This is a genomic window from Terasakiispira papahanaumokuakeensis, from assembly GCF_001709345.1.
Classification (GTDB): domain Bacteria; phylum Pseudomonadota; class Gammaproteobacteria; order Pseudomonadales; family Halomonadaceae; genus Terasakiispira; species Terasakiispira papahanaumokuakeensis.
On record NZ_MDTQ01000001.1, the window covers coordinates 4,018,643 to 4,042,489 of the forward strand.

Annotated in this window: 22 protein-coding genes; 11 read left to right on the forward strand and 11 right to left on the reverse strand. The window is 50.4% G+C overall.

From position 1 onward, the window contains the following. Positions 1-57: 57 nt before the first annotated feature. Together tcdA and BFW38_RS17445 are read right to left on the reverse strand one after the other, a co-directional pair. On the reverse strand, positions 58-900 hold the full coding sequence (gene tcdA, locus BFW38_RS17440) for a tRNA cyclic N6-threonylcarbamoyladenosine(37) synthase TcdA (RefSeq protein ID WP_069000069.1): 843 nt from the start codon (positions 898-900) through the stop codon (positions 58-60). A gap of 14 nt (positions 901-914) precedes the next feature. Next, on the reverse strand, positions 915-1,694 hold the full coding sequence (locus BFW38_RS17445; RefSeq protein ID WP_069000070.1) for a pseudouridine synthase: 780 nt from the start codon (positions 1,692-1,694) through the stop codon (positions 915-917). A 539-nt stretch (positions 1,695-2,233) separates the two neighbouring features. On the opposite strand from BFW38_RS17445, the gene BFW38_RS17450 reads away from it, so the two are divergent. From BFW38_RS17450 to BFW38_RS17465, 4 genes are all read left to right on the forward strand, one after another. Continuing rightward, positions 2,234-2,464, forward strand: a complete 231-nt coding sequence (locus tag BFW38_RS17450) for a hypothetical protein (RefSeq protein WP_069000071.1) — start codon at positions 2,234-2,236, stop codon at positions 2,462-2,464. A gap of 630 nt (positions 2,465-3,094) precedes the next feature. Beyond that, positions 3,095-3,565: a Dps family protein gene (locus BFW38_RS17455; RefSeq protein ID WP_069000072.1), complete on the forward strand. Its 471-nt coding sequence runs from the start codon at positions 3,095-3,097 to the stop codon at positions 3,563-3,565. 180 nt (positions 3,566-3,745) lie between these two features. Next, positions 3,746-4,900 carry a glycerate kinase gene (locus BFW38_RS17460; RefSeq protein WP_069000073.1) on the forward strand — a complete coding sequence of 385 codons (1,155 nt, stop codon included), beginning with the start codon at positions 3,746-3,748 and terminating at the stop codon, positions 4,898-4,900. 118 nt (positions 4,901-5,018) lie between these two features. Beyond that, on the forward strand, positions 5,019-5,546 hold the full coding sequence (locus BFW38_RS17465) for a DUF501 domain-containing protein (RefSeq protein ID WP_069000074.1): 528 nt from the start codon (positions 5,019-5,021) through the stop codon (positions 5,544-5,546). A gap of 41 nt (positions 5,547-5,587) precedes the next feature. Here the strand turns inward: BFW38_RS17465 and BFW38_RS17470 are convergent, their stop codons facing one another. The 5 genes from BFW38_RS17470 to BFW38_RS17490 all read right to left on the reverse strand — a co-directional run bounded on the left by BFW38_RS17470 (position 5,588) and on the right by BFW38_RS17490 (position 12,547). After that, positions 5,588-5,947 carry a hypothetical protein gene (locus tag BFW38_RS17470; protein WP_069000075.1) on the reverse strand — a complete coding sequence of 120 codons (360 nt, stop codon included), beginning with the start codon at positions 5,945-5,947 and terminating at the stop codon, positions 5,588-5,590. Between the two features lie 227 nt (positions 5,948-6,174). Further along, positions 6,175-9,276 carry an efflux RND transporter permease subunit gene (locus BFW38_RS17475; RefSeq protein WP_069000076.1) on the reverse strand — a complete coding sequence of 1,034 codons (3,102 nt, stop codon included), beginning with the start codon at positions 9,274-9,276 and terminating at the stop codon, positions 6,175-6,177. Further along, positions 9,264-10,364 carry an efflux RND transporter periplasmic adaptor subunit gene (locus BFW38_RS17480; protein WP_069000077.1) on the reverse strand — a complete coding sequence of 367 codons (1,101 nt, stop codon included), beginning with the start codon at positions 10,362-10,364 and terminating at the stop codon, positions 9,264-9,266. The genes BFW38_RS17475 and BFW38_RS17480 overlap by 13 nt, the downstream gene beginning before the upstream one ends. Positions 10,365-10,443: 79 nt before the next feature. Beyond that, positions 10,444-11,376 (reverse strand): LysR family transcriptional regulator, encoded by a 933-nt coding sequence (locus BFW38_RS17485; protein WP_069000078.1) that lies wholly within the window; start codon positions 11,374-11,376, stop codon positions 10,444-10,446. A gap of 166 nt (positions 11,377-11,542) precedes the next feature. Beyond that, positions 11,543-12,547, reverse strand: a complete 1,005-nt coding sequence (locus BFW38_RS17490; RefSeq protein ID WP_069000079.1) for a cytochrome-c peroxidase — start codon at positions 12,545-12,547, stop codon at positions 11,543-11,545. A gap of 374 nt (positions 12,548-12,921) precedes the next feature. On the opposite strand from BFW38_RS17490, the gene BFW38_RS17495 reads away from it, so the two are divergent. The 6 genes from BFW38_RS17495 to BFW38_RS17520 all read left to right on the forward strand — a co-directional run bounded on the left by BFW38_RS17495 (position 12,922) and on the right by BFW38_RS17520 (position 17,322). After that, positions 12,922-13,524 (forward strand): FMN-dependent NADH-azoreductase, encoded by a 603-nt coding sequence (locus BFW38_RS17495; protein WP_069000080.1) that lies wholly within the window; start codon positions 12,922-12,924, stop codon positions 13,522-13,524. A 326-nt stretch (positions 13,525-13,850) separates the two neighbouring features. Beyond that, the gene (gene hisB, locus BFW38_RS17500; protein ID WP_069000081.1) at positions 13,851-14,444 is read left to right on the forward strand and encodes an imidazoleglycerol-phosphate dehydratase HisB; all 594 of its coding nucleotides are present in this window, start codon (positions 13,851-13,853) and stop codon (positions 14,442-14,444) included. Further along, entirely contained in the window at positions 14,444-15,115 is a 672-nt protein-coding gene (gene hisH, locus BFW38_RS17505) for an imidazole glycerol phosphate synthase subunit HisH (protein WP_069000082.1), read from the forward strand. The genes hisB and hisH overlap by 1 nt, the downstream gene beginning before the upstream one ends. A gap of 123 nt (positions 15,116-15,238) precedes the next feature. After that, positions 15,239-15,982, forward strand: coding sequence for a 1-(5-phosphoribosyl)-5-[(5-phosphoribosylamino)methylideneamino]imidazole-4-carboxamide isomerase (gene hisA, locus BFW38_RS17510; RefSeq protein WP_069000083.1), 744 nt, complete (start codon positions 15,239-15,241; stop codon positions 15,980-15,982). A 9-nt stretch (positions 15,983-15,991) separates the two neighbouring features. After that, entirely contained in the window at positions 15,992-16,765 is a 774-nt protein-coding gene (gene hisF / locus BFW38_RS17515) for an imidazole glycerol phosphate synthase subunit HisF (RefSeq protein WP_069000084.1), read from the forward strand. 26 nt (positions 16,766-16,791) lie between these two features. Beyond that, positions 16,792-17,322 (forward strand): hypothetical protein, encoded by a 531-nt coding sequence (locus tag BFW38_RS17520; protein ID WP_069000085.1) that lies wholly within the window; start codon positions 16,792-16,794, stop codon positions 17,320-17,322. A 47-nt stretch (positions 17,323-17,369) separates the two neighbouring features. Here the strand turns inward: BFW38_RS17520 and BFW38_RS17525 are convergent, their stop codons facing one another. The 4 genes from BFW38_RS17525 to BFW38_RS18070 all read right to left on the reverse strand — a co-directional run bounded on the left by BFW38_RS17525 (position 17,370) and on the right by BFW38_RS18070 (position 22,583). Next, positions 17,370-18,512 carry a GNAT family N-acetyltransferase gene (locus tag BFW38_RS17525; RefSeq protein ID WP_069000086.1) on the reverse strand — a complete coding sequence of 381 codons (1,143 nt, stop codon included), beginning with the start codon at positions 18,510-18,512 and terminating at the stop codon, positions 17,370-17,372. 11 nt (positions 18,513-18,523) lie between these two features. After that, positions 18,524-19,087, reverse strand: coding sequence for a DUF1415 domain-containing protein (locus BFW38_RS17530; RefSeq protein ID WP_069000087.1), 564 nt, complete (start codon positions 19,085-19,087; stop codon positions 18,524-18,526). Between the two features lie 50 nt (positions 19,088-19,137). Continuing rightward, the gene (gene ydiJ / locus BFW38_RS17535; protein WP_069000088.1) at positions 19,138-22,242 is read right to left on the reverse strand and encodes a D-2-hydroxyglutarate dehydrogenase YdiJ; all 3,105 of its coding nucleotides are present in this window, start codon (positions 22,240-22,242) and stop codon (positions 19,138-19,140) included. 146 nt (positions 22,243-22,388) lie between these two features. Next, a complete protein-coding gene (locus BFW38_RS18070) occupies positions 22,389-22,583 on the reverse strand; it encodes a hypothetical protein (RefSeq protein ID WP_139116665.1) in 195 nt (64 codons plus the stop codon). A 192-nt stretch (positions 22,584-22,775) separates the two neighbouring features. Here BFW38_RS18070 and BFW38_RS17540 point away from each other — a divergent pair, with 192 nt between their 5' ends. After that, on the forward strand, positions 22,776-23,708 hold the full coding sequence (locus tag BFW38_RS17540; RefSeq protein ID WP_245686191.1) for a lysophospholipid acyltransferase family protein: 933 nt from the start codon (positions 22,776-22,778) through the stop codon (positions 23,706-23,708). Positions 23,709-23,847: the final 139 nt, after the last annotated feature.

A 23,847-nucleotide genomic window follows, 5' to 3' on the forward strand; every position in this document is an offset into this window, starting at 1 on the left:
TGTCTTGTTGAGCGGATTGCCAATAGAACGCGTTTTCAATAGAGCAAAGCGGATCTATCAGCACTGGGGTTTTGGCGAGCGAGTAATTTTAGCTAAAGCCCTTTGTGCGGCAACAAAACCAAAGGTGCCGGTGACAAAGGTGGCAGCACCGAAACCGCTGCTACAATCCATCCGCATCGATTCTCCTGACCCTGGTTTTTGAGCACAGGTGGAACCATCGGGTTGTGGATAAGTGAGTTGTTCTTCCGAATAAACGCATTCAACATCAAACCGGCGTTTAGGGTTACGGGAAAATCCGTACTCACGACGTAATAGGTTTCGGACTTTAGCCAGTAAAGGATCTTGTGTGGTGCGCGCTAGATCGGCGGTTTTGACGGCGGTGGCATCAAGCTGCCCCCCGGCACCGCCCACCACAACCAGACGTTGCTTATGGCGCTTGCACCAGGCAATCAGGGCCGCTTTAACAGGAACGGTATCGGTGGCATCAATAATGACATCGAAGCCCTGGTCCAGTTGTTCTGGCAGCTTTTGTGGGGTCACAAAAGCAATGGCCTGATGAACTTGTATTTCGGGATTGATGCGCTGTAGCCGTTCGGCCATCACGGCGACTTTCGGTTGGCCAATCGTCCCCTCTAACGCATGGAGCTGGCGGTTGACGTTACTGACACAGACATCATCAAGATCAAACAGGGTGAGTTGGCCGACGCCTGAGCGTGCTAATGCTTCTGCGGTCCAGCTGCCAACACCACCAATGCCAATGACTGCAACATGGGATTTGGCGATTTTGACAAGCCCTTCTTCTCCATATAAACGCGCAATGCCACCGAAGCGAAAGCGGTAATCATCGGATAACGGGACGTGAGCTAAGGTCTCTTCATTGGGGTGTGGCTGGCTATTCATGGGTATTCTCGCTGTCATTCAGGCGGGCAGTTTAGCGGGGGGAGCCCCAAGGCGGCAACGGCTTGTTGCCATCCCCAACTGTTCACCAACATCTGTAGGTGCGGTGCCAGTGGGGCGGAGAGCGTCATCCGTTCACCCGTTGCTGGATGGGGAAATGTCATACGGCTGCATGCGAGCATAAGGCCGCGCTCAAAGTGATGTTCGATGAGTCGGTTATGGGTGCCTTTCCCATGTTTGATATCGCCCAGAATGGGGTGGCTGATGTGCTTCAAATGACGGCGAATTTGATGTTTGCGGCCTTCATGGGGATGCAGTGCCATGAGGGCATAACGTGTTTGAGGATAACGGTCGACCGCAATGGGCAGGCATATCCGGGCCAGTGTTTGATAATCCGTTGTGGCCGTTTGCACCGGAAGTGTCCGTGCATCGTGGCGGTCTATTGATTCTAGTTGTAGCGGATGATCGATGTGTCCCCTGGGCTGTGGCCAGCCACGAACGATCGCCAGATAAGTTTTATCCACTAAGCGTTGACTGAAGGATTGGGCCAGTTGGCTAGCCATTTCTGGACTTCGGGCAAATATCAAGAGGCCTGAAGTCGGGCGATCCAGGCGATGAACGGGGTAAACATAGCGTCCACCATTAAGCCCCCGCGCATATTGCAAGGCAAAAGCGGTCTCGTGGCGGTCTATGGGGCTGCGGTGAACGAGAAGTCCTGCGGGTTTATAAACGGCGAGTAGCGCCTCATCCTGATAAAGGCGAATCAATGGATTATGAATGGGGATAGCTCCTAGCATGGGTCGGTCGACTGAGCGTAAGCGAATGTTACTGCTTCGGTGGCATCAGGTCGAGCTTATACTTTCGCATCGTGTGGCACCCAGGTGTCATGGGTGTCGTCGTTAGCTAACAGCGGTTATCGCCTTGTTTTATCACTATATTTTTTCTTTAAATTTACATTATTTTTATTAGCTGTTAGTGAATTGCAACAGTATACAGGGGCAAACCGGCTGCTATGATTTATTTCATTAAGGTTTGGTGGTGATTGAACATCTGAGACATCAATCATCATTGTTTTTCAATGGCGCTCTTTGTGTTCAATGAAGTGTATCAAATGAATTAAAAATGAGTTGGCTTTTACTTTGGTTTGATCTTGAGCATGTCAGTAATTTAAGTGGTGATGGTGTCGATAATGCTCTCATGATTGGCCTGTTAAGCCATGTTTTTGTCAAAAAGTGTATTTGTTGAATTGTGTGTTGACTAAGTTGATTGTTCTAAACGAGCCGATGCGCTTATTCACTTTGATTGTGCTTATTCATTTTGATGAGGAGGTTTGATCATGACTCACACAATATATGCCGCTCATATGGAACGTCAGGTTCGCTTACCTTTAGCCCCTGCGGCCTATTCGTCCGCGCCTGATGAGCGTGCAGAGCTGTTACCGGGGGTTCGTCATTTGTTGAGCCTGCGCCAACAAGCCTATTTGGAAGTAGCGCGCATGTCTGAGCCAGTTGAGCATGTTTGTGAAGATGAAATAATCATTGATGTGATGCCGATGATTGATCATTAATCGTTTGAGTTTCAGTATGAGGACTTTATTCGATATTGGCATTAAATCGCTATGTTCGATTATTTGATGAGCTGGTTTGTTGAGGGTTTTCTTGTCGAATGATATTAAATAATGAGATTGATTAAATAAAACTTTAATTGCTTATTTGTAATGCATGTTTGAGGTTGCTGAGATGAAGTTGTGACAGCGCTTTTTTGTTTTGAAGTTTGTTTTTTTGTTAAATGTTTCTTAGTGTAACTGACTGATACACCTTCCGGTGTCCCCTCTTCTTATTGTTTTAGTGCTTTTATCTATTTCGAGTGCTTTATCTATTTCGATAGTTTTGTCTGTTTAGATCGTTTTGTTTTTTTGGATAGCTTTTAACTATTGATGGGATTGCTGGATTCATTTGGCATTCAATGAAGACAAGTCGCATCATGAACCTATCGGTTGCATGGAGTGTGTTTGTCGCGGGTTTCTACTGTCCCTTGCCATTGTCTGATCCCGTATGGCCTGATCTCGTATAGAGGGATCGCCTCAGCGCATATAACATGACTTCAATGCATTAGATTTAGATGTGAGAATTGACCTCAAGATGGTGCTTGTGAGGGCCGTGGCTAAAGTGAATTCCACACAATCAGGAGGTGACATATGACGACTAATCGTATTGGTTTGGATACACAACAGGCTCAAGCTCTGGCGGACGCGTTGAATACGCTGCTGGCGAACTACCAGATTTTTTACATGAATACTCGCGGTTTTCATTGGAACATCAAAGGTGAGCAGTTTTTTGAACTCCATGTAAAATTTGAAGAGCAATACACCGATTTATTGACCAAAGTTGATGAAATTGCTGAGCGTATTTTGACATTGGGTCATCAGCCGCTGCATGCATTCAGTGACTACCTTGCACGCAGTGAGATTGAAGAAGCTAAAGGTGTGACGCAAGGGCGTGACTGCGTTGAGAAGTTGGTGGATGGTTATGGTCGCCTATTACTGCAGCAACGTGAGCTTATGGCACTTGCGGATGAGTATGGTGATGAGGGCACGAACGCATTGATGAGTGACTATATCAGTCAGCAGGAAAAAACGGTTTGGATGCTAAGTGCTTGGTTGGGCTAACGCTCTTGTTGGTATGATTACTGAATCGCGATAAGCCGATCCATAGAGGGTCGGCTTTTTTTGCGTTTACGTTATAGCACTGAGCCCTTTATGCTTTGAGTGATCATCACTTTGCTTTTGCCTGTGATCTGAAAGCGGTTATCTGATCCGGCACAGACCGTAATCAATGGAGAGAATACAATGCGGATCGTGGTCGCACCCGATAGTTTTAAAGATTGTTTATCAGCGCTTGCTGTCGCGAAATCTCTCAGAACTGGGATTTTACGCGTATTGCCTGAGGCCTCTGTGGTGACCCTGCCATTGGCGGATGGCGGCGAAGGCACGGTTGATGCTCTCCTGGCCGCCTGTAGTGGTACTCGTATGCATCACGCGGTGACGGGTCCATTGGGTCATCCTCAAAGTGCCGATTGGGCACGTTTGCCGGAAGGAACGGCGGTGATTGAAATGGCCCAGGCTGCCGGGTTACAGCAAGTGCCTGATGCTCAGCGAGATGTCCGTATCACGACCAGCTATGGCGTGGGAGAGCAGATTTTGGCGGCACTCGATGCAGGTTGTCGCCGTCTGTTGATTGGTATCGGAGGAAGTGCCACTCATGATCTGGGGTTAGGATTGTTGCAAGCGTTAGGTGGGCGCTGCCTGGATGCGTCAGGAGCGGATATTGGTCTGGGGGCGGCCGGGATGGCGAGTTTGGCTTCGGTTGACTTATCCAGATTGGATAAGCGGTTGTCTGATGTCCAGATTGATGTGGCTTGTGATGTCGATAATCCCTTGTGTGGCCCTCGTGGTGCGGCGCACGTTTTTGCGAGTCAGAAATTGACCGGGGCCGTGACACCTATTGGGTTGGATGAACTGGATGAGCAAACGGCTCGGGCGGCCGATTGTCTGGAAGCGGCTTTTGGTCAGGCCATACGTGAGCAACCGGGCACTGGGGCTGCCGGTGGTGTCGGGATGATGTTGCAGCTTTTGGGGGCACAGTTTTGTGCGGGTATTGAGCGTATCAGCGAGCAGGTAGGCCTTGAGGCACAATTGGCCGGGGCTGATTTGGTCATGACTGGAGAAGGGCGGATGGACGCACAAACGCTCCATGGCAAAACGCCGATGGGCGTACTCAAGGCCGCTCAGCGTCATGATGTCCCTGTGTTAGCCTTTGCTGGTGCTTTAGGCCCAGGTCATGAAGCCTTGTTTGATGTCGGCTTTGCAGGCGTTTTTTCGATTCAAGAAGCGCCCGTCAGTCTGGCTCAAGCATTGGAAGAGGCGCCCGAGCTTTTGGCTCGTTCGGCCTATAGGGCCTTATATAGCTGGTGCCAAGCTACGGCGATGGCGACGTCGCGTTAATGCGGGGAGATGGTGGGGTTGTCTCCCCCCTTCTCTATACAGCAGGGGTGAGCCCGGTATAATTCGCCGCTGTTGGTCAAGGCGAGTGAACGCCTGGGCCTTAGCGATGGGGGATAGGATGTACCACACCACACACATGGTGCCGACAGCGGAACAACGCGCATTAATCACCGAACAATTAGGCCGTGCACCCCGTGGGTTAGAGGCGATTGTTGCGGTTGATGGTGAAGACACGCCACTGGTGCTGCAAGTTGCGCCCTTGGTGGATGATAAACCGTTTCCAACTTTTTACTGGTTGAGCTCTCCACTGTTGATCAAGGCACTATCGCGTCTAGAGGCTAAAGGGGTGATTAAGTCTTTGGAGGCGGAGCTTAAAGATGATGACGTCTTGATGACCGCTTATCAGGCCAGTCATCAAGACTATGTGGCTCGCCGTTGGGCAGCCATGTCCGAGAAGGATCGCCAGCGAATTGATCAACTGGGGTTCACGGCCGTGTTTGAGAAACGCGGGATCGGGGGGATTGAAAACTGGCAGCAGGTGCGATGTTTACATACCCAATATGCACACCACTTAGCCAGTGGCGGACAGAATGCCATTGGGCAGTGGGTGGATACTCACTTCGGTATTGTGGATTTACTGCCTTAAGTCGCTAGCCGGGTATTGGTACTGGAGATGCTGAATGTGTGTCAGTAGCTGAAGCGTAAGTGAACTTCATGCTTGCTGCGAAGATATTGCTCCAGGTACTCGCGATCATCGTCAGGCATTTCCAAGACTTTCAGGTCTATACCGTACATATTGCCTGATGAGAGCAAAATGCAGCTGAGCACTTCACCTTTGATATGCAGGTGTTTACGATCTTCATTATGGATGGCCTGTATTTGCAGCAGTACCTTTTCCCGTTCGTGGAGTAGTTGCTCTGACTGGAAATGAATTTCCTCAAGCCCTACTGACTGGGTATAGGCCCAATAATGGCGATGCTTGGAATGTGTGAGGCGAGCCTTCCAATAAGTCGGTATTGGCGCCAGATCTGGATCCACTTTACTCATAAATACATCTCACAATTCCCCAACCGGATGTCGATATATCAATATCTAGTTAGGCGGTTGTATTGGATAATCAATACCCTATCTTAAGCCTAACGGCTGATAGGTCAATCGTCGTCTCTACGATAAAGCCTCAGTGGCCGATTGCAAGACCTGGTGTTGACCACTGAGACCGCTTTCTTTTGATGTCCAAGCTTGATGTAATGCTCAATATTCTGGGGTGTTTAATGCTAATGCCCGTGTTGATCCCTGTTTTGATGTCTGTTTTGATCCCACTGCTGCCAGCGGTGATGGCATTGTGCACCAAGTAACAGCATGCACGGTGTGACGAGTAATGTCAGGCCTGTAGCGAAGGCAAGGCCACCGGCAATCGCACTGGATAACTGCGTCCACCACTGGGTCGATGGGGCTCCCCACCCAATCATCGGGCTCAATAGGTCAATATTCATACTGAGCACCATAGGCATTAAGCCGAGTACGGTCGTGATCGCGGTCAGCAAGACCGGGCGCAACCTTAAACAACCCGTTTCCAGTGCAGCCTCAAAAGCGGTGCTACCCGCTTGTCTGAATTGATTATAGGTATCAATTAAGACAATGTTGTTATTCACCACGATCCCGCCCAGCGCAATAATGCCCATGCCGACCATGACCACACCAAAAGGTTGTTGGTTGATCAGGAGCCCGAGTAATACACCGGCGGTTGAGAATACGATGGCCGAGAGCACCAGTAAGGTTTGATAAAAGCTATTGAATTGCAGTGTCAGTACCCAGGCCATTAGCAACAGTGCAATGATAAAAGCAGTGCTGAGGAAAATGACCGATTCCTTTTGATCTTCATCTTGTCCCGCCAAACTCAGTTGAACACCTTTAGGTAACTCGGGGTCCTCTGCCAGTAAACGTTGCAGTTGGTTTTGAACTTGATAGCCGGGGGCGACATCCGCCTTCAGGGTAAATGTTCTGTCGCCATTAACGTGATGAATGCTGCCAACCCTCGGTGCGGGTTTAAGTGTGACAAAGTTGCGAATCGGGACTTCTCCCCGAGAGGTCTGAAGGGTCATACGATCGAGCTGGTCGAGCGTGCGGTGGCGGGGAGGGACACGCACTCGAATATCGACTTCATCATCGGCATCTGCTGGGCGGTAGGTGGCCAGTAGCAGGCCATTGCTGACCAGCTGGATAGCACTGCCGACACTGTTAATGTCGGCTCCAAAGCGAGCCGCTGCCTCGCGATCGACGGCTAGTCGCCACTCAATTCCGGCAATATTTCGATTATCTTCAATGTCGATAAAGCCGCCTAAAGTTTCCATGCTTTTGCGGAGTTGATCAACGGCACGAGACATGCTCTCTGTATCCTGGCCACTGATCCTTATCTGGATCGGTTTACCTGAAGAGGGGCCATTATCTGGTTTTCGAAAGTCTAGCTGTACGCCAGCGACATCGGCTGTTCGTTGACGCATGTCTTGCAAAATCTGATTGGCTGGGCGGCGTTGATACCAATCCACGAGCTGGAACTTAATTTCACCAATCACATCCTCCCCTTCATCACGGTTTCCCTGGCTGTACGAGCGGGCATAAAATGATTTCACTTCGCTCATGGGGTAAAGACGTTGCTCAATTTGTTGCAATAAGGCATCGCTTTCGTAAATGGATAAATCACCGCGCGCATGGACAATCAATTGGGCTGATTCAGGCTCTGTATCCGGGAAAAATTCAGTACCGTAATTAAGGCGTTTATAGGCCATGTAAATGATCGCTGTTAGTGCAAGCATCGCTAATAAGGTGGTACCGGGATGGCGTAGCAGATACGTCAGCAGGTGCCGATATCCCCGGGCCCAAGGGTGGGGTGATGTGGCTTTAGGTGGATGCTGATTGCCCAGCGCTTGACCCATGACGGGCAGGAACACTAAGGCCATTAACAATGAGGCGAGTAAGCAGACAATGACGGTGGCGGGAAGATACTTCATGAACTCCCCAGTGACCCCTGGCCAAAAGAGTAGCGGCAAAAATACCGCAATAGTCGTTGCGGTGGAGGCCGTTACCGGCCAGCCCATACGGCTTGCGGCCTGTGCCCAGGCTTCAAAAGGGGATAACCCTTGCTGGCGGTGGCGATCAGCCAGCTCTGTGACCACAATGGCGCCATCGACCAACATGCCTGCAACCAGAATCAGGGCAAATAAAACGATAATATTCAGTGTAAAGCCGAGCGCCCAGATCATGAGAATGCCGGCCAGAAAGGCGCCCGGGATCGTTAGCCCCGCGAGGAATGCGGAGCGAGCGCCCATTGTGGCCAATAAAATAATCATCACCAGGACCACGGCGGTGAGGACATTATTCAGCAAGTCCGAGAGCAGGTCCCGGATTTCATGGGATTGATCCATGATATAGCGCACTTTCAACCCTTCGGGCCATTGCGGTGATGAGGCTTCAATTAGGGCTTTAACCTGATCAATGGTTTCAATAATGTTGGCCCCCGCCCGCTTGGAGACTTCGAGGACTAAGCCCGGTTGGCCGTTAATACGGGCAAACCCTGTCGGGTCTTTAAAGGTTCGATGAACCGTGGCAATGTCTTTAAAGGTGACGACAGTGTCACCATTCACCTTGACTGGAATGTTCAACACATCATCCAGAGACTCAATCAGCCCTGGCACTTTGAGGGGGAGGCGGCCTGCGCCACTATCGAGGCTTCCTGCCGCCACTAGCCGGTTATTATTATTGACCAATTGATACAGTTGGTCGTAATCCAGGCCGTAGCTTTGCAAGACCTGCGGGTCGACCACAATTTCCATCAAGTCTTCTCGATCGCCTCCGATATCGACTTCTAAGACCTCTGGGATGCTTTCAATGGCATCTTGTAGCTGACGTGCTGTCGCGACGAGCGCCGCTTGGGATAGTGGCCCAGATAAGGCCACAGACAGAACTGGAAATTGAGCGACGTTGATTTCATGGACCTGAGGGTCATCGGCTTCGTCTGGCAGCTCTGTGCGGGCAGTATCGACCTTATCACGGACATCCTGGAGCGCCTTATCGGGATTAAAGCCAGCATCAAATTCGAGTGTAACCGATGCGTGGCCTTCGCCAGCAATGGCTTTCATCTCTTTAACACCTTCTAAAGCGCGTAGTTCTTGCTCCATCGGGCGGACAAGCAGACGCTCGGCATCTTCCGGACTGATGCCTTCGAGGGTCATAGAGATATAAATCCAAGGCACGGTGACATCCGGATTGGCCTCTTTGGGTAGACTGATATAAGCCCCAAGACCGCCGGCGACAATAATGGTTAAAAGCAATAAAGCTGCACGGCTGCGCAGCATGGCGGCTCTAATTAAGGACTCCATCCGTCTGCCTCCGTGCTGACCTTTTGTCCTTCATGGACAAACCCTCCTCCTAATGTGATCAGGTCGAGTTGTTCGGGCAGCCCTGCAACCCAAACGCCATCTGTCTGGGTGTCGATAATCTGTACGGGCAAGAAACCGGCCGTGTGCTGCTCAGTGACATACTGCACACCTAGACGACCTTGATCATCCAGCGTTAGAAATGCGGGGGAAAGTTTGTGTGCCGTGACTTGCCCTGTCGCTAAGGTCAATGTTGCGCTGACGCCTGCAAGGGGTCGTTGTTCCGGGTTGGGCACAGTGGCTTCCACTCGAAAACTGCGTGTTTCGGGGTCCGCCTGAGCACTGATAAAGTGCACATGACCCGGTAATGTGTCGCCATTCAACAATGTGACCGTGACAGCATCGTTCAGGCTCACTTGTTCGATTTGTTGTTGGGGGACTTGGGCGGTTGCTTTCAGTTGGTCCAGATCGACCAGTTCACCCCAGGTCTCGCCTGGGCTTAATAGATCGCCAAGGTCGACGCTAATCTGGTTGAGAATGCCAGAAAAAGGCGCTCTGGGCGTGAGGTCAGCCATTTGTTGCTGCCGATTAGCCAAGGTGGCTTGAGCGTTAGCAAGATCTCGTCTGCGGCTGAGTACTTCTGTTCGCGCACTGAGGTTCTTTTGTTGTAACCGTTCTGATGCCGTGAGTTGCTCTTGGGCGAGGGCAAGATCTGCTTGTGCTTGGGCTAACTGAGCGGGCCGATCCTCTGGCGCTAGTTGCAGTAGAATTTGACCGGCTTCGACCCTTGAACCTTCTTTGACAGGACGCGCAGAGACAGGCGCATCTAGCCGCGCTTTCAACTCAACGGATTGCCATGCTTTTAATTGCCCCTGGAGGATTAAATTCATGGGGTGTTGCTGGGCTTGGATCCGGCGAACTTTGACCTTGGGGGTGTCTGGCGCATTAGGGTTTTGCGCTTCGGATAAAACGTGATCATCGGGCGCTTGTTGTCGTGCCTGTTGTTGCGTTCCGGTGATTAACCAAACAGCCAGACTCAGTGCTAATAAGGCTGCGATCCATAGCGGAGTGATAGTGATGCGTCGTTGCATTTGCCTCATTCATCCTGATGGAGGTGTGATCTGCCATCTTATCCTGATGTGGGTAGGGTGTGTCGGTGTCAATTTAGTCTCAATTTTGTGACGACCCCGTCACAGACTCGACACCTGCGAGTACATATTGAGAGGTTTGGCGTGCAATCTCGATAAATGCTTTTAGGTAAGCCAGCGGCTGGGCCTGATCGCGATAAGCTGCGTATAACGTCCCCCAAGTCCCCTGCTCTCCTAATCGACAGGCCGCTACATAGCCGCGTTGCAGGTACTCATCCAAGGCCCAGTTGGGGAGCGTGCAGACACCGCGGCCAGAGGCGACTAGTTGCATCATTAAGATAGTGAGCTCTGCTGTTCTGACTGAAGCTGGTTCAACCCCGGCCGGGTCGAGAAAATGGGTAAAGACATCCAGTAAATTCTTCTCGACAGGGTAGGTGATCAGTGTTTCCTGACTGAGAGCATCTGGCGTGACCCCTGTTTCTTGTGCAAAAGGATGATCTTTCGCGACCGCTAATAAGATTTCGTAGCGAAATAAAGGCGCATAGACAATCCCCTCAATGGGCCTTGGGTCTGATGTAATGACGAGCTCGAGCTCCTGACGTTTAAGTGCCGGTAGCGGGTTAAAACTATGTCCGGACGGAATGTCGACTTCCACTTCGGGCCACTGACTACGAAATTGATCGAGTGTCGGCATCAGCCACTGATAGCAGCTGTGGCACTCGATGGCTAGGTGAAGGCGTCCTGCCTGGCCGCTAGCCAGTCGCTTGAGATCACGCTCTGCCGTGTCGATACGAGGTAGTATCTCATCTGCTAACTTTAGGAGGCGTTGTCCCGTGGGGGTGAACTGTAAAGGCTTGCTTTTGCGTACAAACAGCTCGGCATCTAAAAGGTGCTCTAGGGCTTTGAGCTGATGAGACAGCGCTGACTGCGTTAGATGCAGGCGTTCGGCTGCCTCCACTAGGCTGCCTGTGGCATTGAGCGCAACAAGTGTTTTGAGATGACGAAGTTCAATCATGAGGCTTCTTCATGTTGGCCTTTTTTATGTTGAGATTAATTCAATTATGGGTGGGCTTTTCAGTGGACTCAAGCCTTTTGGCCAACCTCGGATCGATTCATTCATGGCGTGGATCAGGCGCCTTATCAGGCCCCTGATCAGTTAAACACGTGGGTTTAAATGGTTTTTAATTTTCTGGGAAAGGCTCGGGCCGTGGAGTCTCCGGTGTTGAAGGGGGAAGAATCGGCAGTTTAAAGTCAGGCTGTTGGCCTGTAAGCGTTTTCAAGAATGCCACAATACGTGCGTTTTCATCGTCATTTAGCTGCCGCCCTAGTTGTAGTCGAGCCATGACATCAACGGCTTCACTTAAGTTCCAGTAAGCACCATCGTGGAAGTAGGGGTAGGTTAAGGCGATATTGCGCAGTGTCGGCACTTTAAACATAAAACGATCCGCATCTTTGCCGGTGACGCCTGCTCTTCCTTGGGCCGGGTTGTTTGTTTGGTAGGCTTCTATTAACCCCATCTTCTGAAATGATTTGCCGCCTATGGCAGGGCCATAATGACACGCTGTACAGCCGATCTCTTTAAACAGTGCGTATCCTGATTGTTCTTGTTCAGTGAGCGCGTCATCATCGCCTTTGAGCCATTGATCAAAACGAGCGTTCGGGGTGACCAGTGTTTCCTCAAAGGCTGCGATTGCGGTCGTTACTTGATCAATGGTGATGGCTTCATTACCAAAACGTGCTTTAAAGCTAGCACGATACTCTGGAATTGAACGCAAGACTTCGACAGCCAGTGTATGGTTTGAGGCCATTTCTTTGGGGTTTTCAATCGGGCCGCCCGCCTGTGCTTTTAAGTCAGCGGCACGACCATCCCAAAATTGAGCCAGGTTCATGCTGGCATTAAGCACGGTGGGCGAGTTGATCGGACCTTGTTGCCAGTGATCGCCAATTGAGGTGGGTAAATTGTCTGTGCCGCCCATACTCAGATTGTGACAAGAGTTACAAGAAATAAAGCCCGACCGGGATAAGCGAGGGTCAAAATATAATTGTTTGCCCAGTTCGACCAATTCAGGGTTACTGACTTGGGCTGGGGAAATAGGTGTTATGGGTTCATCGGTGGCTCGGTCAGCCCAGGCGGGTAGGCACAGGCTGAATAGAACACCGGTGACCAAGCTTTGTGTCAAGTTCATGGTTCACTCCTCATTATGATGCCCTGTTTCAATGCTGACCACGGCCTATTTTGCTGGCCTCAGACGCCAGGGCTTATTGCGTTATGCACGGCCGACTCGCGGCGTTACGCCTCTCGTCGATACGCTTTATTCATCCTGAGGGGTGGTAAAAACCCTGTTTTGATTAGGGTCATTATTGCGATCGAACTTCGTTTGAATCTCGCTATAAGTGCAATAGCAGCAGACTATTATTGAGGCGATATTCGTTTTATTAGAAAGGTTCGTCCGCATAAATGTGATTTTCATACGACAGAATTTGTTGAGAATAAAACTATGGTGGTGACCCCGTCATTTATCGGGCACCCGCAATCGGTTAGGCGTCTTAAGGAGACATAATGAAAATTTTACTGCTGACCTCTTCTATTCTGGGTGACAATAGCCAATCCAATCACTTGGCTAATCACTACAAAGCACAATTGAAAGCTCAAGGCATTCAAGTGGAATGGATTGAGCGTGATTTGGCTGAGAATAGCTTGCCGCACCTCACTGCAGAGGAAATGGGCAGCTGGATGGCCGAAACGCCGACTGAAGCGCAACTGCAATTGCGTCAGCGTTCTGATGATTTGATTGATGAAGTTAAAGCGGCTGACCGTATTGTGCTTGGGGTACCGATGTATAACTTTGGCATTCCGACACAGTTAAAAGCATGGTTCGATCGCGTTCTGAGAGCGGGTTCGACTTTCCGTTATACTGCCGAGGGTCCTGAAGCCCTGTTAGAAACCAAACCCGTTTTAATTTTGGCGGCGCGTGGTGGTCTGTATGCGGGAACTCCGGCGGATAGCCAGACGCCACACTTGAAAAGCCTGCTGGGTATGATTGGCCAGACGGATGTCGAGTTTATTTATGCCGAAGGTGTCAGTATGGGCGATGAAGCTAAACAAAAAGCCATTGCGAATGCTGAAGCCGCCATTGATGCTCACGTCAAAGCGATGGTTTAATCATTTGTCGTGACTTTCCTATCAGTAACTTTCCTGGCAGTGACTTACCTTTACGGCCCATGATGGGCTTGTAAAGTTAGTGGTCTGTATACGCCTTGATCCAAAACCGCCTTTGACAGGCGGTTTTGTTGTTTTTAATGTGCATGCGCCATGAACTGAGTGTCGGGTCAGGGTATAATCGAGCCCGGACCGTTGAGCGGGTGATCGGTGGTGTGACGTCAGTATTACAGCTTATGGTTACTTGTTGTTGAGTGCCTTGACGGGAGTGATGCTGCTTTCATCCGTGAATGGTTTCTCAAATCGATAATAATTCAGTGGAGATATCCATGACTGCACGTATCGCCAGTGTGCGCCGTGATACGCTGGAAACTCAGATTCAGGTTGAAATTAACCTGGATGGTGACGGGAAATTTGCCAGTAACAGTGGCATTGGCTTTCTTGATCATATGTTAGAGCAGATTGCACGTCATGGCCTGATCGATATGAAACTGGATGTTGTGGGTGATCGCCATATTGACGATCATCATACGGTTGAGGATCTAGGCATTACGCTGGGACAGGCTTTTGCCCAAGCGGTTGGTGATAAAAGGGGCATGACCCGATATGGACACGCTTATGTCCCCTTGGATGAAGCGCTCTCCCGTGTTGTGATTGATTTTTCAGGGCGCCCTGGCCTGAGTTTTCAGTGTGAGTTTACCCGAGCCTCTATTGGTGGCTTGGATACCCAGCTTTTCTGGGAGTTTTTTCAAGGTTTTGTGAATCATGCGTTAGTCACGCTGCACATTGATAATCTCAAAGGTTTTAATGCCCATCACCAGGCTGAAACTATTTTTAAAGCCTTTGGTCGAGCACTACGTATGGCGTTGTCTGAAGACCTCAGGATGGCCGGCCAGATTGCCTCAACAAAAGGAGTGCTCTGATGTCGCTCTCTGATCGTTCACAAACCGCTGATATCGTCATCATTGATTATGGTATGGGCAACCTTCACTCTGCTCATAAAGCCTTAGAGAAGGTGGCGAATGGGCGAAAAAGTGTCGCAATCTCAAGTAATCCTGATGTTATCCGGTCGGCCGAGCGTGTTGTGCTCCCCGGTGTGGGCGCTATTCGAGATTGTCTCGGCGAGATGTCTCAGACCGGGTTGGTGCCGGTGATTCAGGAGTGTTTGGCTAATAAACCTTTTTTGGGTATTTGTGTCGGTTTTCAGGCTTTAATGTCTCGCAGTGAAGAAAATGGAGGCGTGACGGCCTTGAATCATTTTCCGGGCGAAGTGCGCTTTTTTGGAGATGATTTAACTGACCACGAGGGGCAGCGCTTGAAAGTCCCTCACATGGGGTGGAATCAAGTGATGCCGACGCGTCCAGATCATCCCTTGTGGGCCAATATTCCTGCGGGAGAGCGCTTTTACTTTGTGCACAGTTATTATGTTCAGGCCAATGACCCTGACGCCGTATTGGGTCATTGCCAATATGGACCTGTGCAATTTGCTGCGGTGATGGCTGAAGACAATGTGGCAGGGACTCAGTTTCACCCAGAGAAAAGCGCTCAAGCAGGGTTGCAGTTATTGAGTAATTTTGTGGACTGGCGACCCTGAGACCCCGAGGTATGGCCTCGGTGGGCTTTAGCGAAAATCTCTTCGGCGGGTATACCGCCCGGCCCAATTGAATAATAATTTTGACTGCTGAAGCTTGGCTTCAGCCTGACGATGGATACTTCAATGCTTGTTATTCCTGCAATCGATCTTAAAGATGGTCAATGTGTGCGGCTGAAGCAGGGGCGCATGGATGATGCAACTCACTATGGCAGCGATCCCGTTGAGATGGCTGCACGTTGGGTTGAGGCTGGCGCTCGTCGTTTGCATTTGGTTGATCTGAACGGGGCTTTTGATGGTCAGCCGGTGAATGGCGAGGCGGTTACCGCGATTGCACAAGCGAATCCTAACTTACCCATTCAGATCGGTGGGGGCATTCGATCGGCCCATACCATTGAGCATTATCTAACCGCGGGTGTGCAGTGGGTGATTATCGGCACCAAAGCGGTGAAAGAACCTGAGTTTGTGACTGAAATGTGTCGCCTGTTCCCTGGCCATATTATTGTGGGCCTAGATGCTCAAGAGGGTTTTGTGGCGACGGATGGTTGGGCGGAAGTGTCCACGATCAAGGCCACTGAGCTGGCTAAGCGTTTTGCTGATGATGGTGTTTCAAGCATCGTTTATACCGATATTAGCCGAGATGGCATGCTGCAGGGCGTTAATGTTGAATCGACCGTTGAGCTGGCGCAAGTCGGCGGGATTCCGGTCGTGGCGTCTGGTGGGGTCACCAATATGGACGATATTGACCAACTGGCCCAAGTCTCAGACCAGGGGATCTTAGGCGCGATTACGGGGCGTGCTATTTATGAAGGCACTTTAGACCTTGCCGAGGCCCAAGCATTGGCAGATCAGATTACTGGACAAGCGTAAGGAGTCCTTATGGGGTTGGCCAAACGTATTATTCCTTGTCTGGATGTGGATAACGGTCGCGTCGTTAAAGGGGTCAATTTTGTTGATATCCGCGATGCCGGTGATCCAGTCGAAGTGGCTAAGCGTTACAATGAGCAAGGCGCCGATGAAATTACTTTTTTAGATATTACGGCGACGCATGAAGGGCGCGGTACCACCATTGATATGGTTGAGCGGATTGCCGGAGAGGTTTTTATCCCGCTTACCGTGGGTGGTGGGATTCGTACTTGTGATGATATTCGCGCCATGCTCAATGCCGGTGCTGATAAAGTGGCGATCAACTCAGCGGCAGTGACGCGGCCGGATTTTGTACGTGAGGCCGCAGAACGCTTTGGTAATCAGTGTATTGTCGTGGCCATTGACTGCAAACAAGTCTCGACTGAAGGTGATGTCGCGCGTTGGGAAATATTCACCCATGGTGGCCGTAAGCCAACGGGTCTCGATGCGGTGGAGTGGGCCAAAAAAATGGTCGCATTAGGGGCGGGTGAGTTATTGCTCACCAGCATGGATCGAGATGGAACGAAAAATGGTTTTGATCTCGCGGTTACCCGAGCCATTAGTGATGCGGTCCATGTACCTGTTATTGCTTCTGGCGGAGTGGGGAATCTGGATCATCTCGTGGAGGGGGTGACACTCGGCGGCGCTGATGCGGTATTGGCCGCCAGTATTTTCCATTTTGGTGAATATTCAGTCCCCCAAGCCAAGCAGCATTTGCAGCAGTGTGGTATCGAGATGCGCCTTTAAATGATGAATTTTAAATAGGATATCTGATGAATTTGCGGTGGCGCAGCAAACTTTTGGGATTGGTGGCCCTTTCTTTTTTTGTCTCTCCTGCTTGGGCTACGGCATCGCAGTCACCTCAATGGTTATTAATGACCTCTTTTTGGACGAAACACTTTGACCCCAAGCCAGAGCATAATAACCATCAAGATATGATTAACCTTGAATACCAAACGGCGCCTAGTGAGGCGCCGTTTGACTGGTTGCCTGCTCAACCTGACATACGTTATTTAGCGGGTGCCGCCACTTTTCGTAACTCTTTTGCCCAGCGTAGTGAATATGCTTATGTGGGGGTTACTCAACGTTGGTGGGGCAGCGACCAGTGGGATATTTATGGCAAGTTGACGATGGGCTTATTACATGGCTATCGCGGTGAATATAAAGACAAAATTCCCTTAAACGGTTGGGGGACTGCGCCGGCGGTGTTGCCCGGGGTAGGGGCCAGCTGGGGGCCCGTGTCGACTGAGGTCATTCTCTTTGGTTCTGCCGGAATAATGTGGACTGGCGGCGTGCGCTTTTAAACGGCAGTTTGACGGTATAGGCTTAAGCCTCGCTTATGCCTTTTCTTTCAGCCCGACTTATGAAATGGCAGCCTTTGACGCAGTTGCTCGATGTGTTGAGTCATTTGCTGTTGCTCGGTTTCAACATAGTGCTTAATGGCTTGGCGGAACATGGCGGTTTCGATCCAGTGTGCTGACCAGGTGGCAATGGGTTCGAAGCCGCGTTGAATCTTATGCTCTCCCTGGGCGCCAGCATCAAAATGTTGAAGGCCTTGATCAATACAGTAATCAATGCCCTGGTAGTAGCAGGTTTCAAAGTGCAGGCTGTCATATTCATCAAGACATCCCCAGTAACGCCCATATAGATGGTGTTGATCTCGGAATGATAAGGCGGCTGCTACGGCCTCTTGGTGATGATAAGCCATGACTAATACCAGCTGTTCAGGCATCGTTTGTCGTAATTGCTGGAAGAAGTCCTGATTTAAGTACCCTTGTCGTCCACGCTTGAGGTAGGTGAGTTGGTAAAAGTGGTAGAAATGAGTCAAGTGCGCTGCCGTAATCTCATGGCCCGCTAGGGTTTGTAATGTGATTGCTTGTTCGATACAGCGGCGCCGCTCACGTTTGACGGTTTTACGGCGCTTTGCGGTCATGGTGTTGAGAAAATCATCAAAGCTGTGATATCCCCGGTTGTACCAATGATATTGGCAACCTTGCCTGAGCAGTAATGATTGAGCTTGATAGTGATGGCGTGTTGCGGGGGGCATAAATAATGTGTGCCAGCTGGACAAACGGTGTTCTTCACATAATTGCCTGATGGCTTGGGTCATAGCGCTAATGCTGTGATCCAAGCTGATCTGTGTGGGGTTATATAACAACCGTGGCCCTACGCTGGGTGTGAAGGGTATAGCGGTGACTAATTTGGGGTAATAATCTTCGCCATATTGTGTCCAAGCCTCTTCCCAAGCCCAGTCAAATACATACTCTCCCCACGGGTGGTACTTTAAATATAGCGGCATCGCCGCAACCCGTTGGTCTCCCTGGTGCAATGTTAGATGTAAGGGTTGCCAGCCGCTGTCGCCACCAACACAGCCGCTACTTTCTAAAGCTTCAAGAAATGCATGGCGGGTAAACGGATTATCATCGCAACGTAATCCATCCCATTGTGAGGCAGGGATCTCTCGAATCTGAGTATGAATCGTGACGGTTTGCATCGGGTTTCAGATCATACTTTGAAGCAGTTTTCACGTAAGGCCTCTACTGCGGGCCGTCCCATTTGCGTCAGGTGCTCAATATTGCGCTCAGGGATCTTTTGTGTCTCTCCATAATGTGCGATTGCTTTTTCAACACTCGATTCTCGGAGCAAGTGCAGCATGGGGTAAGGTGACCGGTTAGTGAAGTTGGCCGCATCATCTGGGTCACTATCAGCAAAGTAATATTCGGGATGAAAAGTGGCTAATTGATAAATACCTTCATAGTCGGCATCAAATAAAAAATCTTCTGCACGGGCGACAAACTCAAGATAAGATTCGAAGCTTTTGAATAGTTCAGGCATGACGATAAGTGAGGTTTCAATCTGTGGATGTTGCTCCATCCACAGGCATTCATCCTCTAGGGCGCTCAAAGCTTCTCGGGCTTTTCGGGCCCGAGTGACCTGAATCCTCATGTCTGGCCTGGCTAATTCATAGCGGGCGAATGGGCAGATGTTATGGGCCACAATAAAGCTTCGCACCCAGTTCAGGGTATGCGCTGTGATCAGAGCATCTGTCTGTGAAGTTTCTGTGGCCATACGTTAACGCACTCTCATATTAAGTTTAAAAGCGATGGTTCCGGCGTTCTTTAGGCCGCTTGGCTGGCTTCGACTTGTTGGCTCATCACATGGAGCAATGCTTGAACGGGATGCTTAAGCCCTTGGTCATCGCCTTCCATTCGCTTGACTTGTGAGCGGCATGAGTAGCCCGTAGCCAGTAATTGTTCAACCCCTTCTTGTTGAATAATTTCACCCCAGCTCTGTCGGTAAATAATTTCGGACGTCTCACGATTTTGAGCTTCATGGCCAAAAGTCCCCGCCATACCACAGCAACCGTTATTGATCACTTCTAGTGGTACACCCAATGCGGAAAACACTTGCTGCCATTGTTTAACCGCATGAACTGCATTGGTTTTTTCTGTGCAGTGGGCCAGTAGTTTAAATGGTTGGCTATAGTGAATCGCTTGTGGAGTTAATAAGTCGAGGCGCTCGACGAGCCACTCTTGTAACAGCATGACATTGGGGGTCTGCGACTCGCCAAGCAACTTGGCATATTCTTGTCGGTAAGTCAGCGTCATGGCGGGATCTAACCCTGCTAATTGTACGCCAGTGTCACTGAGTGTTCGAAGCAACTGTGCATTGCGTCGCGCTGCGCGATCAAAGGCCTTCATAAACCCTTGAACATGGAGCGGTTTCCCATTAGGTCGATAAGGCGCTATCAAAACGTTAAAGCCGAGCTTACGGAGCAAGCATAATGTATCGAGCACGACTTGTGACTCGAAATAACTGGTGAAGGCATCTTGTACCAACACCAGCGTCATGCGCCGCTCACTATCACTCAGTGCGCGGAGTTTAGCTGGAGTCGCTTCGGGGAGCCCCAATTCATCCAAGCGTGTGCCGAGCTGTACGGTACTTAATAGCGGGCTATCAACCATGCCTGCATAACGCGCTAACCCTTTTTTGACCCATTGATTACGCATTGCTGCATTGTATAAACCGGTAAAACGACCCAATGTCGGCATGAGATATTCCAGTGAGCCGATGAAGTAGTCTTTGAGCGGTCGTAAGTAGCGCTGATGGTAAAGCTCTAGAAACTGGCTGCGGAACTCAGGCACGCTTACTTTGATCGGGCACTGGCCTGCACAGGATTTGCATGACAAACAACCTGCCATGGCATCATAGACTTCATGTGAGAAATCAACGTCACCACGGCGTTTGGCTAAGGTATTTTTAATCCGCGCGGGTAAGCTGCGCCAAAAACCGGGTGGTTTGGCGGCCGCTTCGATCACATTGACGCCTGCATTCCCCTGTTGACGAAGCCATTCCCTCATCAAACTGGCTCGACCTTTGGGGGATTGCCGGCGTTCTCGGGTGGCCTTCCATGACGGGCACATGGGGTCATTGACGTCATAGTTAAAACAAGCCCCATTACCATTACAATAAACCGCACTGGGGAAGTGTTGCCAGACGGCCTCGTCAATCTGTCTATCCAGTTCACCGCGAGTGGTGACTTCATCGATCTTAAGCAACTCAGCGCCATCGATTGTGATGGGGGTTGCAATCTTTCCGGGGTTGATCTGATTACGCGGATCAGCCGCTGCTTTAAGGGCTTGTAAACTGGGATAAAGCTCACCAAAAAATTCGGGAGCATATTCAGAACGTACCCCTTTGCCGTGTTCACCCCAGAGTAAGCCATGATACTTTTGAGTGAGAGCTGCGACTTGGTCGCTGATGGTGCGCACCATGGCCAATTGTTGCGGGTCTTTCATATCGATTGCCGGGCGGACATGTAGTACACCAGCGTCGACATGCCCGAACATGCCATATTGTAAATGGTGGCTATCCAGCAACTGTCGAAATTCCGCAATATAATCCGCCAAGTTTTCTGGCGGGACTGCCGTATCTTCAACAAATGGAATGGGGCGCTTTTCGCCTTTCGCATTACCCAATAGACCTACAGCACGCTTTCGCATGGCATAGACTTGTGTGATCTGTGCATGCCCGGTGGCAATGGTGTGGCCAATGCGAGAAACCGTGGAATCTTGCTGGAGGTGATCGGTAAATGCTTGGACTTTTGAGTTGAGTGCCTGCTCAGTCTCGGCATTAAATTCGATCAGGTTGATGCCCCGAGTGGGCGGCGCATTCTCTTCTGCTGGAAAGTAATCCGCGACTTGGTTCCAGACAATATCTTCCATTGCCAGCAACAAGACTTTTTCATCAACCGTTTCAATGGACGTCGGGCGATTATCCTCAATGGCCATCAGTGCTTTAGCATCTCGAAGCGCATCCATGAAACCGGCATATCGGACATTCACTAGAGCGGAGTGCTTAGGAATGGGCAATACGTTGAGTGTTGCCTCGGCAATAAAGCCTAGTGAGCCCTCGCTGCCGCATAGAATGCTATTCAGATTGAAGTAGCCCTGTTCGTCTCGCAGGTGAGCAAGATCATAGCCCGTTAAGCAGCGGTTCAGTTTGGGGAATTTGGCTTCAATCAGCGGCTTTTGCTGATCAATAATGTCTCGCGCTTTGGCATGCACACGACCGACGGTATCGTCCCGCTGGCATATTGCTTCCAGCGCTGTCTCTTCTTTAATAGGCGTTGAGTGCCAGAGTTCTCCCCCTAGGAATACGGTGGATAGGGCTAAAACATGATCACGTGTTTTACCGTATTCGCAAGAACCTTGCCCAGAGGCGTCGGTATTGATCATACCGCCAATGGTGGCCCGGTTAGATGTCGACAACTCTGGGGCAAAGAAAAGCCCGTGCGGTTTGAGGGCCGCATTGAGTTGATCTTTGACGACCCCGGCTTGGACCCTGACCTGACGTTTCTCTACATCAATCTCCAGAATTTGGTTCATATGGCGTGAAATGTCCACAACCACACCATCGGTTAATGATTGGCCATTAGTCCCTGTCCCGCCGCCCCGTGGTGTCACGGCTAATTGTGAAAACTCCGGCTGGTCCATGAGTCGCGCAATACATTGCAAGTCTTCGGCGTGGCGCGGATAAACCACCGCTTGGGGCAGTTGTTGATAGATCGAGTTATCGGTAGACATCACTAATCGATCAGTTAAGACCGTCGGTGATGTTGGGTCCGGGCTGACTTCTCCTGAGAAGCCCGCTTGGCGTAGCGCGCTTAAGAAGTCTAGATAAGGTTGTTCTGGTGTCGTGACTACGGGGATCTGGGCAATCATGGCTCGTCGGGTCGCTAGTCAATGGATCTAACATTAAGCTTATTTGTTAAGCCCCCCATGTTAGACCGATTCATAAGCATTGCCGAGCCCCTATCGAGAGAACAAATTGATTCTTCTTGAACGCCACTGATATGAAGCGTTAGATCTCAGTCTCGAATTGCTGGACTGATCAGGCGTGTTGAGCTGGTATCAGCGTCTAGCTCTAATTGTCTCGCGGGCGTTGAGCATGGGCGCTGTCGCCAGCCATGGCGCGATAAAAAGGTGCCAAAACTGCTTCGAGAAGTTTTGGGTTGGCCGCTCTGATGCGGGGCTGCTTGCAAGATAGAAGAGGATGATGTCATGGTGCCGCTCCCATTAAATGTTATCGCTAATGATAATGGTTATCGTTAATGCATCAACATGAAGTGAGCGCCTTCTTGATAGAGGTCAAATTTCTAGGATCAAGAAAGTAGCTTTCGGATATCTTTATGCGGCTTATAATGAGCGCTCTGAGCAGTTCATGATGCTGGTTTGTTATTGTTAAGAGGCTGTTTGTGAAAGATAAATGGTTGCCACAGTTTATTGTTTGCCTCTGGAAAGGTGCCGCTCGTGTGCCGTTGAGAGGGTTGCATGGGCTGGCCTGGTTACTTGGGCGCGCTTTGTGGGGTATTAAAGGCCGAGAGCAGCAGGTGACGCGAACGAACCTGTCGCTATGCTACCCACGTCTTACCAAGCAAGAGCGTAGTCGTATGGAGCGCCAAAGTTTGTCTGCCAGTGCCGCCACGATGCTTGAGTTGGGCGTAATGTGGTTTGGCCCGCTCGATAAAACGTTAGCGCTGATTAAGCGAGTTCATGGTATTGAGCACCTTGAGGCGGCTCTAAAGCCAGGTCAGGGGGTTGTGTTGTTGGCGCCTCACATCGGCAATTGGGAGCTACTGAATCTTTGGTTATCCAAGCGTCATGCTTTCACTGCGATGTATGCGCCGCCTGAAATGGCCTCGCTTGACGTACATATTCGAGGTGGGCGAGAACGCGCAGGCGCTCATTTGGTGCCTACTGATCGGCGCGGTGTGATGCAGCTTATGAAAGCCCTCAAACGAGGAGAGATGGTTGGGGTCTTGCCTGACCAAGAGCCTGAGCCTGGACAAGGCGGTTGTTTTGCGCCTTTTTTTGGGATTCCTGCCTATACCGCGACGCTACTGCCTAAGCTCATTAGTCGCTCTGGAGCACGAGCGGTGATTGGTCTTGCCCGACGCTTGCCCGGAGGGGGAGGGTTCGAATTAATCTTCTTGCCACCTGATGAGCGTGTTTATAGCGAAGATGAAGTGGTGGCTGCGGCTGGTGCAAATGCGTGTGTCGAGAGAGCTATTGTTGAAACGCCACTGCAGTATCAATGGGAATACAAGCGCTTTCGAGAGCGCCCCGGCGATACGTATAAGTTCTATGAACGCATTCGCAAGCGTAAGAAGAAAAAGAAGAAGGCATGAAAGACGGCATGGTAAAGAGGCGTCAAAGGTCTAGACGGTTTAAGGTCGAGGGCTTGGTAAAGAAGGAAAATAGTCCCGCTAAGGCCTTACCGTCGTTGTTTGCTTCTATTGCAGGGTCCCTGGACTAAAATAAACCGAG